This window comes from Actinomadura flavalba DSM 45200, from assembly GCF_000374305.1.
Taxonomy (GTDB): domain Bacteria; phylum Actinomycetota; class Actinomycetes; order Streptosporangiales; family Streptosporangiaceae; genus Spirillospora; species Spirillospora flavalba.
Genome location: NZ_KB894101.1, coordinates 39,843 through 54,764, shown reverse-complemented (window position 1 = coordinate 54,764; position 14,922 = coordinate 39,843). Strand labels below are relative to the sequence as shown.

Here is a 14,922-nt window from a genome sequence, read left to right as displayed (position 1 = left end):
CCATGGACAGCGGAACGAACGCCGACCGGCGCCCGCCGCCGCACGTCTGCGCCGAACCGCGCGACCTGCTGACGCTGCTCGCGGACGCGCACGACCGGCAGGACGCGCTCCGCGCCACGATCGCCGCGTCCTGGCGGCGTTCCGGCGCGCACGGCGTCGACGTGGACGTCCCGTCCGCGCCGGAGGCGCTCGACGCCGACCGCCTCGCCGAGTCCCGCGCCGCGCACCCGCTGGAACCGCTGCTGCCCATGGTGCGGGACCTGCTGCGCGGCGGGGCGGCCGACGCCGACCAGTACATGGTCGTCACCGACGCCGCCGGGCACGCCCTGTGGGCCGAGGGCCCGCGGCGCATCCGCGCCGTGGCCGACCGGGTCGGGCTCGCGGCCGGGTTCTGCTGGTCGGAGGCGTCGATCGGCACCAACGGGATCGGGACGGCCCTCGCCACCGGCCGCCCCGAGTACGTGTACGCCGCGGAACACCGGGTGCGGGCGCTGCACCGGTGGTCGTGCGCGTCCGCGCCGGTCACCGACGCCGACACCGGGGACGTCATCGGCTGCCTCGACATCAGCGACACCGTCGACCGGCTGCACCCGTCCACGGTCCGGCTCGTGCGCGCGGTGGCGCGGCTCGCCGAGACGGCCCTGGAATCGCGGATGCGGCGCCGCGACGAGCGGCTGCGCGAGACCTACGGCCGGCACCTGCGCGAGCTGCGCGGCGAGGACGGCCTGCTCGTCACCGCGACCGGCCGGGTCCTGGTCGCCGAACCCGACCGGTGGCGGGGTCACCGGCTCGCCGTCCCCGTGTCCGGCGCCCACGTCCTGCTGCCCGACGGGCGTCACGCCGTGGCCGAACCGGTCGGTGAGGTGTACCTGCTGCGTCCCACGGGACGGGGAGAGCACCGTCCGCTGCTGGCGCTCGGACTGCTGGGCGACGAACAGCCCTGGGCGCGGCTGGGCGGCGTCCGCGTCCCGCTGTCGCTGCGGCACGCGGAGATCCTGGCGCTGCTCGCGCTGCACCCGCGCGGCCTCACCGGCGAGCGCCTGGCGCGCTACCTGTACGGCGACGACGGCAGCTCCACGACGGTCCGCGCGGAGATCCACCGCCTCCGCGCGCGGTTCGGCCCGATCATCGGCGCCAAGCCCTACCGGCTGCACGGCGACGTGGACGCCGACTTCCTCGCGGTGCGCCGCCTGCTCGGCGACGGGGACGTCGCGGGCGCGGCCCGGCTGTGGACGGGCGAGCTGCTGCCGGCGTCGGAGTCGCCGGTGCTCCGCGCGGAACGCGACGACCTGACGGTCCGCCTCCGCGACCGCCTCCTGCGCCACCCCGACCCCGAACCCCTGTGGACCTACACCCGCACCCTCCCGGGCGCCACGGACGCCGAGGCGCTGCGCCGCCTCTCCGCCCTGCTCCCGCCGAGCGATCCCCGCCGCCCCGCGAAGTCGGCGGGAAGTGAGGTGCGCGGGCGGGTGTAAAGGGCGGTGGGTCGGTCACCTCGTCTGGGTGGGCTCCGGTCAGTGGGCGGTGAGGTGGGTGGACAGGTGGGAGTGGTCGTTGTAGGTGGTGCGGGTGAGGTGGCCGTTTCGGTTCTGCCAGTGGCTGACGGAGGCGTTGACGACGGGGGTCTTCTCGATCTGGAGGATCTCGGCCTCGGTGAGGTCTTCCACCACGTAGCGGCTCATCACGATGATGGCGTCGTGGGCGGTGACGAGGACGTGCTCGCCCGGGGCGTCGTCGGCGAGATCGCGGTAGAACGAGCGGAGCCGCAACGCCAGGTCGCACCAGGATTCGCCGCCGGGCGGCCGGAAGTAGAACTTGCCGACGCGGCGGAGGCGCGCTGACTCCTCGGGGTAGCGGCTGCGGATGCCGTGGACGGTGAGGCCCTCCCAGGCGCCCTGGTCGCGGTCGCGGAGGCGTTCGTCGACGCGGTGCGGCGGCGGGTCGGGCAGGTGGTCCAGGGCGATGCGCAGCGTCTCGCGGGCCCGCAGGTAGGGGGACGTGATCGCGAGCGTGGGGTGCTCGGCGGCGGGCAGCGCGGCGAGCCGGGCGCCGAGCGCGGCGGCCTGGGCGCGGCCCAGGTCCGACAGGGGGATGTCGGCGTCGCGTTCGGCGATCCCGGCCTCGTGCGCGTCGGCGGCGGAGGCCGTGTGGTGGGCGACGTTGCCGGTGCTCTCGCCGTGCCGGGCCAGGGTGAGGGATGCGAACGCGTTCACGCCCTCATGCTGCCATGCCCGGCCGGGCCGTCGTCCTCTACAGGCGGTAGTACTCTCGGGGTCCATGACGACCGTCCTGTCCACCTCGATCATCGTGGTGGCGCTGCTGGCCGCGCTGGTCAGTGCCGTCACCGCGTTCCGGAACCGCCCGATGGGCGTGGCCGACCTCGTCGCGCTGGGCGCGCTGGAGGTGCTGCTGATCGTGCAGGTCGTCGTCGGGTTCGTGAAGCTGTCGGGTGACGGCGGGCCGGAGGACGGCGCGACGTTCGTCGGCTATCTGCTCGGTGTGCTGCTCGTCCCGCTCGCCGGGGCCGCGTGGGGGCTGCTGGAACGCACCCGGTGGGGCCCCACGGTGATCGTCGTGGCGGGGCTGGCGGTCGCGGTGATGGTCGTCCGCATGAACCAGATCTGGGACGGCACCGTTGGCTGAGACGGCGCGGACGACGGGCGGCGGGCCGGGACGGCTCCTCGTCGCCGTCTACGGGATCTTCGCGCTGGCGGCCGGGGCGCGGGCGGGCGTGCAGATCGCGACCCGCTTCGAGGAGGCGCCCGTCGCGTACCTGCTGTCGGCCTTCGCCGCCGTGGTGTACGTGCTGGCGACGGTGGCGCTGGCCGTCGACGGGCCGGTGTGGCGGCGCGTGGCGCTGGCGGCGTGCGGCGTCGAGCTGGCCGGGGTGCTGATCGTCGGGACGCTGAGCCTGGCCGACCCGGCCGCCTTTCCCGACGCGACGGTCTGGTCGCAGTTCGGCCGCGGCTACGGGTTCATTCCGCTGGTGCTTCCCGTCGCGGGCCTGCTCTGGCTGCGGCACACGATGCGGGCCGCGCGCCGGGACGGGTGAACGCGGGCCCGGGGGAACCCGCGCGGGAACCCCCGGGACGTCCGGCTCAGGCCGCCGTCATGGTGCGGCCGCCGATGGGCAGCCGGTGCACGGCGACGCGGAGCAGGTTCTCGACGTCGTCGGACGACAGGTCGGCGGTGGGGTTGCGCCGTATCCACCGCGGCAGCCGCAGCGGCGTGGTGAACACGATGCCGTCGGCGACGAACGGCGTGTGCTTGATCTGCCCGCCGTGCACGATCATCACCGGCGTGACGGAGACGTCCCGCCCGGCGTGCGCGCTGAGGACGCGGGCGATCTCCTTGGCGGTGTCGTGCGTGCCGCCGATGAGCTTGGACGGGGTGCGCCCGTCGATGAAGATCTTGCCGCCGTGCTTCTCGATCTCGGTCTCGGGATGCCAGGCGTCGTTGTGCAGCAGCCAGACGCCGCCGGGGCCGATGACGATCTGGTCGACGACGCCGTGGCCCGGCACCATGCGGGCGTGCAGCGTGCGGTGACCGCGCCGTTCCAGGGTGTGCCGGAGCAGCCGGTTGGTGCGCTGGTCGCCGCGCAGCCCGCGCCGCCAGACGCTGGAACGCTGATATCCGTACCAGTGGAAGAAGAAGTCGAGAGACGCCACCACGAGCGCGGCGACGATGCCGAAAACGGGGTTGACGAGCAGTCCGCACAAGAGCAACGTCAGGCCCGCGAAAATTGCACGGGTGCGGATTCTGCTACGCCGGTCACGCTGCCACAACTCCGCGTATACGGCCTGCGGGGTGCCGCCGGTGAAGGCGGCCCGGTCCCGGAGATAGATGGAGCTTCCGAACATCGTGCGTTCCTCCTCGCACCTGCGCCGACGACTCCGATTATGGCGATACCCCGCCCATTGCGTCATCCCACCAGGGGTGAGTAAAGACAGGCGGCAAAGCAACGCGTCGACGTGGCTATTTCCGCATGGTATGGCCTGGAGTGGCCCGGCCCGACCTGCGCTTGTCCTGTCTTGGCGTTTCTTTTAGTGCGGTGCGCCGAAAATGATGAAAGCGGCGGTGCAACTATCACCCGGCTATCGGGGGTGGCGTTTGTCACACTGTCCCGGCGCGGGCACGGACGGCCGCGCGCCAGACTGGGGCCATGCGTCCCGATCGCGCCCGCGCCGCCGACCTCCCGGTACGCGCGGCGGTCCCCGGGCTGACGGCCGCGCTCGCCGCCTCCGGCGCCGCCGTGCTGTCCGCCCCGCCCGGCACCGGGAAGACCACCTACGTCCCGCTCGCCCTGGCCGGGCTCACCCCGGACGGCGCCGCGCCGGACGGGACGGTCGTGGTGGTCGAGCCGCGCCGCCTCGCCGCCCGCGCCGCCGCCCGCCGGATGGCGTGGCTGCTGGGCGAGCGCGTCGGGGAGTGCGTCGGCCTCACGGTGCGCGGCGAGCACCGGGCCGGGACGCACGTCCAGGTGATGACGACGGGCGTGCTGCTGCGCCTCCTCCGCGAAGACCCCGAGCTGCCCGGCGTCGGTGCCGTCCTGCTGGACGAGTGCCATGAGCGGCACCTGGACGCCGACACCGCGCTGGCGTTCCTGCTCGACGTCCGCGCCGTGCTGCGTCCCGGGCTGCGGCTGGTCGCGGCGTCCGCGACGGCCGACACCGGGCCGTGGGCGCGGCTGCTGGGCGGCGACGGGCCGCCCGCGCCCGTCGTGGAGACCGCCGCCGCGCTGCATCCGGTGCGGGTGGTGTGGGCGCCGCCGGGCCGTCCGCCCGCGCCGCCGCACGGGCTGCGCGTCGATCCGGCCCTGCTCGGCCACGTCGCGGACACCGTGCGACGCGCGCTGGCCGAGCGGGACGGCGACGTGCTGTGCTTCCTGCCGGGCGTCGCGGAGATCGGCCGGGTGGCGCGGGCGCTGGCCGGAGCCGCCGAGATCCTCCAGGTGCACGGCGGCGCTCCGCCCGCGGTGCAGGAGGCGGTACTGGCGCCGGGGGAGCGGCGCCGGGTGGTGCTGGCGACGTCGGTCGCCGAGTCGAGCCTGACCGTGCCGGGCGTACGGGTCGTCGTGGACGCCGGTCTGGCGCGCGAGCCCCGCACCGACCACGCGCGCGGCCTCGGCGCGCTGACGACGGTCGCGGCGTCGCGGGCCGCCGCCGAGCAGCGCGCGGGCCGTGCCGGACGCGAGGCGCCCGGCACGGTGTACCGCTGCTGGACCGAGGCCGAGCACGCCCGCCGCCCGGCCCGTCCCCGCCCGGAGATCGAACTGGCCGACCTGACGGCGTTCGCGTTGCAGGCCGCCTGCTGGGGCGATCCGGACGCGTCCGGCCTCGCCCTGCCCGACCCGCCGCCGCCCGCCGCGCTCACCGCCGCCCGCGCGACCCTCGCCGCGCTGGGCGCGACCGGCCCGGACGGCCGGGTGACCGGCCGGGGCCGCGCGCTGGCCGACCTCGGCGTCCACCCCCGCCTGGCCCGCGCCGCCCTGGACGGCGCCGCCCGCGTCGGCGCCCGCCCGGCGGCGCAGGTCGTGGCGCTGCTCTCCGAACCCCCGCCGCCGGGAGCCGTCGACGACCTCACCGCCCTGTGGCGCACTCTTCACGGAGGCCGGAGAGCGGACGGCCACGCCGCCCGCTGGCGCGACGAGGCCCGCCGCCTCGAACGCGCCCTCACCGCCGCACCGGCTCCCAGCGCCGGGGTGGCCGATCACGTGATCGCTCCGCGCGACGTGGCGGGTTCTGCGGCGTGCGCGGGCGGTGCGCCGGGTTCGGTGACCGGCGCGGATGGCCGGGCGGCCGGGGACAGGCTGGGCGATGACGCGGTGGCCGGGCTCGTCGTGGCGCTGGCGTTTCCGGAGCGGGTGGCGCGGCGGCGGGCCGGAGGGTATCTCATGGCTTCCGGGACCGGGGCCGGGCTCGGGGAAGGCTCCGCGCTGGCGGGGGCCCGGGCGGAGTGGGTGGCGGTCGCGGTGGCGGACCGGCCCGCCGGAGCCGCGTCGGCGCGGGTGCGGCAAGGCGTGGTCATCGACGGTGAGATCGCGGAGTGGGCCGCGAGCGCACTGCGGGAGGAGACGGACGAGGTCGTCTGGCGGGACGGTGACGTCGTCGCCCGCCGCGTCGACCGGCTCGGCGCCATCGAGCTGACCGCCCGCCCCCTGCGCTCGCCCGACGCCGAACGGGTGGCCGCCGCCCTCGCCGCCGGGCTGCGCGCGGAAGGGCTCGCCCTGTTGCACTGGACGGCCGCCGCGTCCGCGCTGCGGGAACGGTTGACGTTCTGCCGTGCCGCGCTGGGCGAGCCGTGGCCCGACGTCGGTGACGCCGCGCTGCTCGCGCACGCGCGGGACTGGGCGCGGGCCGCCGGGGCGCGCGACCGGGCCGGGCTGCGCCGCATCGACGTCACCGCGGCGCTGCGCGGCCTGCTCCCGTGGGAGTGCGCGGCCGAACTGGACGACGTCGCGCCCGAACGCGTCCGGGTTCCGTCCGGGTCGAACGTCCGGGTGGACTACTCGGGCGAGCGGCCCGTCCTGGCCGTGAAGCTCCAGGAGCTGTTCGGCTGGCGCGCGGCCCCGGCGCTGGCGCGCGGACGGGTGCCGCTGGTCGTGCACCTGCTGTCCCCGGCGGGCCGTCCGGCGGCCGTCACCGCCGACTTGGCGTCGTTCTGGGGCGAGGGCTACCGCGCCGTCCGCGCCGAGCTGCGCGGACGCTACCCCAAGCACCCCTGGCCCGAGGACCCGGCCACCGCCGAGCCGACCCGGCACACGGGCCGCCGTCTCAGCGGGAGGTGATCAGCGCCTCCACGCCGTCCAGGATGCGGTCGAGGCCGAACGCGAAGGCGTGGCCGGGGTCGGCGGGCGCCTGGTGCTCCTCGCCCGCCGCCGAGCCGACGCGGGCGGCGAGCGGGTAGCGGCCCGGGTCGACCACCGTGGCGAGGACGGGGCCGGTCGCGTCCCACCACTGCCGGTCGGTGAGCCCCGTGCGGCGCTCGGCCTGCGCGGCGTCCACGGACGTGCGCGCGGCGCTGGCCGCGAAGCCCTCGACGAGCGCGACGACCGAGTCCATCTCGACGTCGGTGAGGCCGAGCCCCTCGACGGCGCGCAGCGCGTTCTCGTAGCGGGCGAGCGCGTGCGGGCCGAGCGGCGGCCGGGCGGTGACGACCTGGAGCAGCCAGGGATGCCGGTGGTAGAGCCGCCACGATCCGGACGCGACGTGCGTCAGCGCCGCGCGCCATGACGCGCCGTCCGGCGGTGGTTCCAGTTCGCCGTAGGCGCGGTCGAGCATGAGGTCGATCAGCTCGGCCTTGCCCGGCACGTAGGTGTAGAGCGACATGGGGGAGACGCCCAGCTCGTCGGCGACCCGCCGGATCGACAGCGCCTCCAGGCCCTCGCCGTCGGCGACGCCCACGGCCCGCCCGACGATCTCGCGGACGGTGAAGCGCGGCTTGGGCCCGCGCCGGGGAGGCGGCGCCGCGTTCCACAGGAGCCGCAGCGTGCGCGCGGGATCGCCGGTGCCGCTGTACTCGGTCGTCACGGTGTCCGTCCTCGCGCGGCGGCGGTCAGGGCAGCAGCGCCAGGCGCTGACGGGCGAGCGTGACGGCCGGGTACACGTCCTCGGGGAGGGTGACGGACGGCTCCAGCGCCGTGCGCAGGCGCGGGCCGACCGCCGCCGCCGAGTACGGCTGGACGACGCACAGCTCGGCCTGCATCGCCTGGCGGGCGGCCGTCATCAGCGCGGGCACGTCACCGACGATGACGACCTCGGACGGGATGTCGCCGTAGCTGAGCCGGACGGCGACCGCGTGCGGGGAGCGGCCCTCGGGGTAGCGGAACTCACAGACGAGGCGGTCGCCGTCGAGCGGGCCCTCCTGGATGAGCCAGACGAGCCCGGCGGTGACGTCACCGAGGTCGCCCGCCCACGCGGGCAGCGGCACGTCCGCCATCTGCGCGGCGGCCTTGCCCGCGATGGCGCGGCCCTTGTCGGGCCCGATGGCGGCCAGCGTCCGCAGGAACACCCGGGCGCCGGGCGTCCCGGCGGCGCGCAGGCAGGTCATGAGGTCGCCGAGCGCGGCGAGCCGCCCTCCGGCGTGCGGGGCGGCGGCCTCCAGCCCGCCGAGCCGCGCCGACGTCCACACCTCGGCCTGGAGCGCGTGCGGCAGACCGGGCAGCTCCTCGGCCTCGCGGACGAGCGTGGCGTACACGTCGCGGAGGGCGGGCAGCATCAGGCGGGGCTGGGTCGGGCTCACGCCGTTCAGCCTAGGCGACCGGCGCCCGGCACCGGTCACGCGGGCAGGGTGAGCAGCGGGCGGCCGTCGTCGCTGCGGCGGATCTCGAACCGCGCGATCCGCCCGGGGTCCAGCGCGGTCCCGCCCTCCAGCAGCAGCGGCCGGGGCGAGCCGGGCCGCCCGTATCCGGCGGCGGGCACCGACCAGCCCGCGACGGCGTGCGCGCGCCCGACGCGGTCGATCGCGACGAGTTCGCAGTCGACCGGGCCGGTCGCCCGGGTGAGCCGCAGCCCGACGCGGCTGCCCCACGCCCGCCCGCGCACCGCCACGGCCCCCGCGACGCCGGACGCCGGGTCGGTGGCCGCGACCGTCCGCGCCTCCCGGAACAGCGCGGCGGTGCCCGTGTCGGGCGGGGCGTCGCCGAGCGCCGCGCCGGTGGCCAGCGCCGTCGCCAGCAGCGCGACGCCCGCCGCCGCGCCGAGCAGGACGCGTCCGCGTCCGCGCCGTGGCGCGGCGTGCCGGGCGCGGCCGGGCGCCGGGGGCGGCCCGAGCCCCTGGAGGGCGGCGGCGATGCCGCGCAGGGCGGCCAGTTCCTCGCGGCAGGGCGGGCAGGCGGTCAGGTGCGCGTCGAACGCCCGCCGCTGCGGGCCGTCCAGCAGACCGAGCGCGTAGGCGCCGACATCGGTGTGCGCGACGTCCCCGGTCACGGGGTCACGCCCTTGTCCTCCAGGGCGGCCCGCAGGGCGCGCAGCGCGTAGTAGACGCGGGACTTCACGGTCCCGACGGGGATGCCGAGCGACGCGGCGGCCTCGGTGACCGAACGGTCGCGGAAGAACGTCTCGTCCAGGATCTCCCGGTGCGCGGGCGACAGCGCCCGCAGGGCCTCGGACACGACGACGGAGCGCAACAGGTCCTCCATCCCGTCGGGGGCGCGCAGGCCGGCCAGCGGCCCGTCGCCGGTCTCGCGCGGCCGGGCGCTGCGCCGTCGCCGGTCGTCGATGACGATGCGGCGGGCGACGGTGGCGAGCCACGGCAGCAGCGAGGGTGCGTCGGGGTCGAGCCGGTCGGCGCTGCGCCAGGCGCGGATCATGGTCTCCTGGACGACGTCCTCGGCCCAGTGCCGGTCACCGCCGGTGAGCCGCAGCGTGAGCGTGAGCAGCGACCGCCCGTAGGCGCGGTACAGGGCGGGCGCGCTGACCCTGTCGTCGACGGGGTCGCGCGGAACCGGCACGACGGTCATCGGGGGCTCCTCCGCTGGGCGGGCGTCGGGGAGGAGTACGGCGTGCGGGACGGGTCGGTTCAGCCGTGGCCGCGCCGTCGCCCGCAGTAAACCGGCTGACTTGTTCGCCACGTTTGGCTTACTCTCGGGGCGGGTGCGGCCGGGCGGACGTCGAAGGGTCGATCGTTTCGGGAGAGCACGCTCGTTCCGGTGGTGGCGCGAGCGGGAGCATCGGGCTCCGGCCGCTCCCCGACCGAAGGGCGATCGCGAGTGAACGGGACGGTTTCGGACGACCAGCCGCTGCTCTACCGCCTCATGCTGGCGGTGGACATCCAGGGTTACAGCAAGCGCAGCACACGCGACCAGCTCAGCGCGCAGCGGCAGCTCTGCGCGGCGCTCGACACGGCCGCCCGCGCCGCCGGCACGGATCGCGCGCTGTGGGACAAGCAGGTCGGCGGCGACGGCGAGCTGGCCACGCTGCCCGAGGGCGTCGACCCGGCGCCGGTCGCGGGCGACTTCGTGCTCGCGCTGGAGGAGGAGCTGGGCGCGCTCAACACCGGCGTCGGCACGCCGCTGCGGGTGCGCGTCGCGCTGCACCACGGCACGCTGACGGCGGGCCCGTTCGGCCCGGCGGGCGACGCGCCGATCGTCGTCCAGCGGCTGCTGGACGCCGCGCCGCTGCGCGCCCTGCTGCGCGACGATCCCGCCCGCGACGTCGCCTACGTCGTGTCGGACTCGCTGTTCGACGACGTCGTGCGCACCGGCTTCTGCGCGTTGTCGCCGGCCGAGTTCACGCCGGTCCGCGTGCAGGCCAAGGGCGCCGTCTTCCGCGGCCACATCCGCACGGGCAGCCTGGACGGCGCTCCGGGCCGCCCGGCGCTCGCGGCCCGGAGCTGAGCGGCGCAGGTCACCGTACGATCGGGAGCATGGCGGAGATCTCTACCAAGTCGGGTTCCTGGACGTTCGACGGTGAAGTGCTGCGGATCGTGCCGGGAAGCGACCGGAGCGTCCACAAGCTGCGCAAGGCGCTCGGCGAGGTCGTCGTGCCCGTCCGCGCCATCGCGGGCGTCGCCTACGAGCCCGCCAAGCGCGGCGGCCGGATGCGGCTGCGCACCCGCGACGGCGCCGACCCGCTCAGCCACGTCGTCGCGGGCCGCCTCACCGGCGACGCCGACCCGTACGCGCTGGACGTCCCCAGGGACCGTTCCGGTGCGGGGGAGTACTTCGCCGACGAGGTCCGCAACTTCCGCACCGTCTGGGAGGTCCCCGACGGCCCCGCCGACCGGTACCTGCTGACGGGGCCCGGCGTCCCGATCACGGCCGCCGCCGGAGACGGCACCGCGTCGTTCGACGGGCAGCACGTCACCTTCCAGTGGAACTGGCTGGCCGAGGACGTCAAGTCCGACGCGGGCGCCCAGCGGTTCGCGCTGGACGAGATCGCCTCGGTGGAGTGGGCGCCGCAGTCCGGCATGGGCTACGGCTACCTGCGGGTGTGGCTGCGCGGCGACCGGAACCCGCCGCAGTCCGCCGAGAAGGACCCGCGCTGCGTCTCCTGGGGCATGGTCAAGGAGGGCGGGACGATGGTCCTGCTGGGCGCCGCCGTCGCCGCGCGGCTGCCGCATCCGTCCGGTCCGCCCAAGGAGATCGAGGCGCCCGCCGCGCCCGAGCCCGCCCCCGACGCCACCGACGCGATCCTGCGCCGCCTCCGGGAGCTGGGCGAACTCCGCGACACCGGCGTGCTCACCGAGGACGAGTTCGCCACCGCCAAGCAGGCCCTGCTGCGCCGCCTCACCGGGGACGCACCGGGATGAGACCCCGGGGCAGGGAGAAGGGCGTGGAGCGAGAGCACCCCGCAGTTCTCTCGCTCCACGCCGTCCGAGGGGCCCCGATGATCAGCGGAGGTCGGGGCCGTACACCTCCCAGAGCTGGCCGGCGAAGAACCGGCCGAACTCGATGAGCGCCTTCGCGCCGTCCGGGCCCGTGGTCCGGAACGTCGTGAGCTGGCGCGCGAAGTCGGGCAGCTTGATGGTCAGGACGCCGGCGGCGAGCACGTCCGCCGCCTCGTCCTCCTCGACGTGGCCGTCGAAGAGCCAGGTGTAGAGCGTCGAGGTGTCGGACCAGATCCGCGACGGCGGCCCCGGCCGCACGCGCTTGCGGCCCGTCAGCGTCACCGGCCGTCCGGCGTCGGTCAGGAACAGCCGGTACCGCATCTCGCGGTGGTCCTCGGCGCCCGCCGGGGCGAACAGGTTGAACGCGGCCCGTTCCACCGCGAGCCGCCGCCCGTCGCCGAGGTCGGCCCAGCCGGTCGCGGACGCGGTGTGGTCGGGCTCGGCGAGGAACGCGAACACGTCCGCCGCCGTGATCGTCAGCCGGAACCGGGCCGGGCGCCGCTCCGCCCCCTGCCGTCCCGCCTCCGGATCGACGGCGCCCGGCGTGAGATGGCCCGACATCTCCTCGGTGAAGGACAGCGACGTACGGCCGGTCCCGGTGCCGGACTCCCCGTCCCCCGGGGGCACCGCCGGAACCGGCGCGTACGTGCCGTCCGCGCGCACCCCGCCGGACGTGCCGGTCCGCCGGACCGGCTCGGCCCCCGTGGCCGTGGGCGTGGTGTCGAGCATCCGGTCGCTCATCCGGTCCGCGAACGCGGCGATGGTCAGCGAGGGGTTCGGGCCGACGGGCCCCGGCATCGCGGCGCCGTCGGCAATGAACAGGCCGGGATGGCCGAACACCTCGCCGTGGCCGTCGCAGACGCCCCGGCCCGGATGGTCGGCCATCGGCGCGCCGCCGAGCGGGTGCACGGTGACGACCCGCTTGCGGAACCAGAGGGGGTTGTCGGAGTACTCGGCGCCGAGCACGTCGGCGATGCGGCCCATCGTGCGGCGCAGCCGCTCGAAGTGCGCCCGGCTGGTGTCCGACGACCAGTCGGCGGTGAGCCGCCCGCCCTTGAGGGTCAGCCGCCCGTCGGCGGTGTCGCGGCCCATGCCGAGCAGCGGCAGCGAGCTGACCGACAGCGCGCCGTCGCCGACCAGCTCGGCCAGCTCCGCCGACAGGTTCGTGTCGGGCGCGTCGGCGAAGAAGTTCGTGAAACGGTCCCACAGGAACCGGACGGCGCGCTCGACCTGCTCGGACACGTCCAGCGGCTGCACCATCCAGTCGACGAACCCCGGGTAGCCGCCGTCCTGGATGTAGGCGCCGCGCGCGCCGGGCGGGCCGGACGGCGCGTCGTCCAGCTCGTCCGGCAGCCGGATCGCACTGGTGATCACCGGGCCGCGGCTGGCGTCCAGCGGGCGGACGCTGTCGCGGTCCTTGGCCTTGCGCAGGAACGTCAGCAGGTCGCCGTTGCCGCAGAAGCGGGTGCCGAGCGCGGCGCCGATGCCGGGGAACGCCGCGCGCGACCGCAGCAGCAGGAACGTCGTGCCGTAGGTGCCGGCCGCCAGGACGAGCCGGTCGCACGACAGCGTCCCGCGCGCCGGGGGCGCCTTGGGGTCGTCCGGGTCGTGGCGGGCGAAGTCGACCTCGTATCCGCCGCCCGGGCGCGGCCGGACCTGCTTGACCTCGTGCAGCGTGCGCAGGTCGGCGCCGTGGTGGGCGGCGGCCGACAGGTAGGTGTGGTCGAGGCTGTTCTTGGCGCCCTCGTTGCACCCGACGTTGCACTCGCCGCACAGCGTGCACGTGCGCCGCCGCTCGCGGTGCAGGTTGCCGAAGACCGGGTCGGCGATCGGCAGGCCCCGGGCCGGGCCCTCGCCCGGTCCGCCCGCGAAGCTCACCGCGAGCGGCGCCAGGCTCCAGTCCAGGCCGAGCTGCGCCGCCGCGTCCTGCATCGCGTGCGTCTTCGGGGTGTCGGCGTAGCCCGGACGGTCGAACGGGAACGTCGTGACGCCGAGCATCCGCTCGACCTCGTCGTAGTGCGGGTCGAGGTCGGCGCGCGTCACCGGCCACGACTCGTAGCCGCCGCCGGGGAGTTCCTGCTCGTGCACGAACCAGCGCTCGTCCTTGCGCAGCATGACGTTGGCGTAGATCAGCGAGCCGCCGCCCAGGCCGCTGGAGACGATCGAGTCGCAGCCCTTGAACCGCCACACGTCGAACATCCCGTACAGGCGCTCGTCGGGGTCCCAGAACGCCCGGCCCATCTGGCTCGGGGAGCGCGGGAAGCTGCCCGGCGGATACGCCCGGCCGCGTTCCAGCACGACCACCGAGCGGCCCGCCTCGGCGAGCCGGTAGGCGGCGACCGAGCCGCCGAACCCGGACCCGACGACGACGGCGTCCACGTGCTCCATCACGCCACCTGCCGGTCGCGGCCGTGCGCCCGCAGGTGGGCGAGCATGTGCGGGAAGACGTCGCGGTCGGCGTGCCGCCCGACGATCGGGTCGACGTGCGAGTACCGGTCCAGGACCCGCAGCTCGTGCCGTCCCGGGGTGCGCGCGTCCAGGACGCGGTGCGCGACGATGTTGGAGTCGAGGAAGACCCGGTTGTCGGCCCCGGTGAGGAACAGGCAGGGCGGCAACCGGTCGCCCGCCGCCGCCAGGTAGTCGTCGGGCAGCGTCGCGTACTCGTCGGTACGGCGGTGCTTCACCGCGTGCCCGGCCCCGACCATCCGGCGGATGTGCCGGTAGTACGACAGGCCCGCGACCGGGAACAGGTCGGCCCAGCGCTCGTGCGTCTCCGGGGCGAGACTGTCGTGGTCGTAGAACATCGCGGGACGGCCGCTGCCCCACATGAAGCTGACCATGTGGCAGTCGCGGCTGGCGCACTCGCGGTGCCCCATCGACACCAGCCGGGAGATCATCCAGTTGCGGCCGGGGAACCGGGCCGCGTCGCCGTAGGCGTTCAGCACCGGCAGGCCGAACCCGTACTCGACGACGGGCGGGCCGAACCGCAGCTTGAGCCGCGACCACGACGGCACCCGCAGCACGAGCGAGACGCTGTTGCACGTCACGCTCGCGATGTCGTCCACCAGGCCCGCCGCCATGCTCATGAAGAACGACACCGACCCCAGGCACTGCGCGATCACGTGGACGCGCCGGTCGCCGACGTGGCGGCGCAGCTCGGTGAGGGCGGCCGGGTGGTCGTACAGCGCGACGTCGTCGAGGCTGAAGTCGGTGGACTCGCCGTTGTAGGGCAGCCGGTTGCTCATCCGGAAGTCGAGCGCCCACACGTCGCCGTACCCGTGGTCGTGCAGGAAGTTCACCAGGTTGCCGTGCTCGGGCATGATGAACATGTCGCTGGAGGCGGGCAGCCCGTGCAGCAGCAACACGACGTCGTCGCTGTCGGCGCGGTGGAACCGCGTGAGCGTGAGGCCGAGGCCGTCGGCGGTCGAGAACGGATGCACGGAGACCGCGGCGTCGTGGACACCCGTGTGGGTGTAGCGCGCGATGCGACGTGTCATGACGGGTACCTCCAGGACTGACGGCACCCACGATGCCGGTCCGGCGGGACGGGCACCATCGTGGTAAACCCTGAGTTCTCCGGGCGATCCGGCTACG

The 14,922-nt window shown here is 75.6% G+C and carries 14 protein-coding genes; 6 read left to right on the top strand and 8 right to left on the bottom strand.

The window, feature by feature from the left end; translation table 11 throughout:
• The first annotated feature begins 2 nt into the window (after window positions 1–2).
• On the top strand, window positions 3–1,475 hold the full coding sequence (locus tag C229_RS0124880) for a GAF domain-containing protein (protein ID WP_018657831.1): 1,473 nt from the start codon (window positions 3–5) through the stop codon (window positions 1,473–1,475).
• Between the two features lie 39 nt (window positions 1,476–1,514).
• Here the strand turns inward: C229_RS0124880 and C229_RS0124875 are convergent, their stop codons facing one another.
• On the bottom strand, window positions 1,515–2,213 hold the full coding sequence (locus tag C229_RS0124875; protein WP_018657830.1) for a histidine phosphatase family protein: 699 nt from the start codon (window positions 2,211–2,213) through the stop codon (window positions 1,515–1,517).
• Window positions 2,214–2,277: 64 nt separating this feature from the next.
• Here C229_RS0124875 and C229_RS0124870 point away from each other — a divergent pair, with 64 nt between their 5' ends.
• Both C229_RS0124870 and C229_RS0124865 read left to right on the top strand, forming a co-directional pair.
• On the top strand, window positions 2,278–2,643 hold the full coding sequence (locus tag C229_RS0124870) for a hypothetical protein (protein WP_018657829.1): 366 nt from the start codon (window positions 2,278–2,280) through the stop codon (window positions 2,641–2,643).
• Entirely contained in the window at window positions 2,636–3,052 is a 417-nt protein-coding gene (locus C229_RS0124865) for a hypothetical protein (protein WP_018657828.1), read from the top strand. The genes C229_RS0124870 and C229_RS0124865 overlap by 8 nt, the downstream gene beginning before the upstream one ends.
• Before the next feature lie 46 nt (window positions 3,053–3,098).
• Here the strand turns inward: C229_RS0124865 and C229_RS0124860 are convergent, their stop codons facing one another.
• Complete coding sequence (locus tag C229_RS0124860) at window positions 3,099–3,860, bottom strand: NERD domain-containing protein (protein WP_169513870.1); 762 nt, start codon at window positions 3,858–3,860, stop codon at window positions 3,099–3,101.
• A gap of 302 nt (window positions 3,861–4,162) precedes the next feature.
• On the opposite strand from C229_RS0124860, the gene C229_RS0124855 reads away from it, so the two are divergent.
• Window positions 4,163–6,787, top strand: coding sequence for an ATP-dependent RNA helicase (locus C229_RS0124855; RefSeq protein WP_018657826.1), 2,625 nt, complete (start codon window positions 4,163–4,165; stop codon window positions 6,785–6,787).
• Here C229_RS0124855 and C229_RS0124850 read toward each other — a convergent pair.
• Genes C229_RS0124850 through C229_RS0124835 form a run of 4 tightly spaced genes read right to left on the bottom strand, consistent with a single transcriptional unit; the run spans window position 6,774 to window position 9,460 of the window.
• Window positions 6,774–7,529: a TetR/AcrR family transcriptional regulator gene (locus tag C229_RS0124850; protein WP_018657825.1), complete on the bottom strand. Its 756-nt coding sequence runs from the start codon at window positions 7,527–7,529 to the stop codon at window positions 6,774–6,776. The two genes, C229_RS0124855 and C229_RS0124850, sit on opposite strands and share 14 nt — an antisense overlap.
• A gap of 25 nt (window positions 7,530–7,554) precedes the next feature.
• The gene (locus C229_RS0124845) at window positions 7,555–8,241 is read right to left on the bottom strand and encodes a hypothetical protein (RefSeq protein ID WP_018657824.1); all 687 of its coding nucleotides are present in this window, start codon (window positions 8,239–8,241) and stop codon (window positions 7,555–7,557) included.
• Window positions 8,242–8,276: 35 nt separating this feature from the next.
• On the bottom strand, window positions 8,277–8,927 hold the full coding sequence (locus C229_RS0124840; RefSeq protein WP_018657823.1) for an anti-sigma factor family protein: 651 nt from the start codon (window positions 8,925–8,927) through the stop codon (window positions 8,277–8,279).
• The gene (locus tag C229_RS0124835) at window positions 8,924–9,460 is read right to left on the bottom strand and encodes a sigma-70 family RNA polymerase sigma factor (RefSeq protein WP_018657822.1); all 537 of its coding nucleotides are present in this window, start codon (window positions 9,458–9,460) and stop codon (window positions 8,924–8,926) included. The genes C229_RS0124840 and C229_RS0124835 overlap by 4 nt, the downstream gene beginning before the upstream one ends.
• Before the next feature lie 249 nt (window positions 9,461–9,709).
• On the opposite strand from C229_RS0124835, the gene C229_RS31765 reads away from it, so the two are divergent.
• Both C229_RS31765 and C229_RS0124825 read left to right on the top strand, forming a co-directional pair.
• Complete coding sequence (locus C229_RS31765; protein WP_018657821.1) at window positions 9,710–10,336, top strand: nucleotidyl cyclase domain-containing protein; 627 nt, start codon at window positions 9,710–9,712, stop codon at window positions 10,334–10,336.
• Between the two features lie 29 nt (window positions 10,337–10,365).
• Complete coding sequence (locus C229_RS0124825) at window positions 10,366–11,250, top strand: DUF4429 domain-containing protein (RefSeq protein ID WP_018657820.1); 885 nt, start codon at window positions 10,366–10,368, stop codon at window positions 11,248–11,250.
• An 81-nt stretch (window positions 11,251–11,331) separates the two neighbouring features.
• Here C229_RS0124825 and C229_RS0124820 read toward each other — a convergent pair whose 3' ends face one another.
• Together C229_RS0124820 and C229_RS31760 are read right to left on the bottom strand one after the other, a co-directional pair.
• Window positions 11,332–13,716, bottom strand: coding sequence for a GMC oxidoreductase (locus C229_RS0124820; RefSeq protein WP_018657819.1), 2,385 nt, complete (start codon window positions 13,714–13,716; stop codon window positions 11,332–11,334).
• A complete protein-coding gene (locus C229_RS31760) occupies window positions 13,716–14,825 on the bottom strand; it encodes an alpha/beta fold hydrolase (RefSeq protein ID WP_018657818.1) in 1,110 nt (369 codons plus the stop codon). The genes C229_RS0124820 and C229_RS31760 overlap by 1 nt, the downstream gene beginning before the upstream one ends.
• Window positions 14,826–14,922 lie beyond the last annotated feature (97 nt).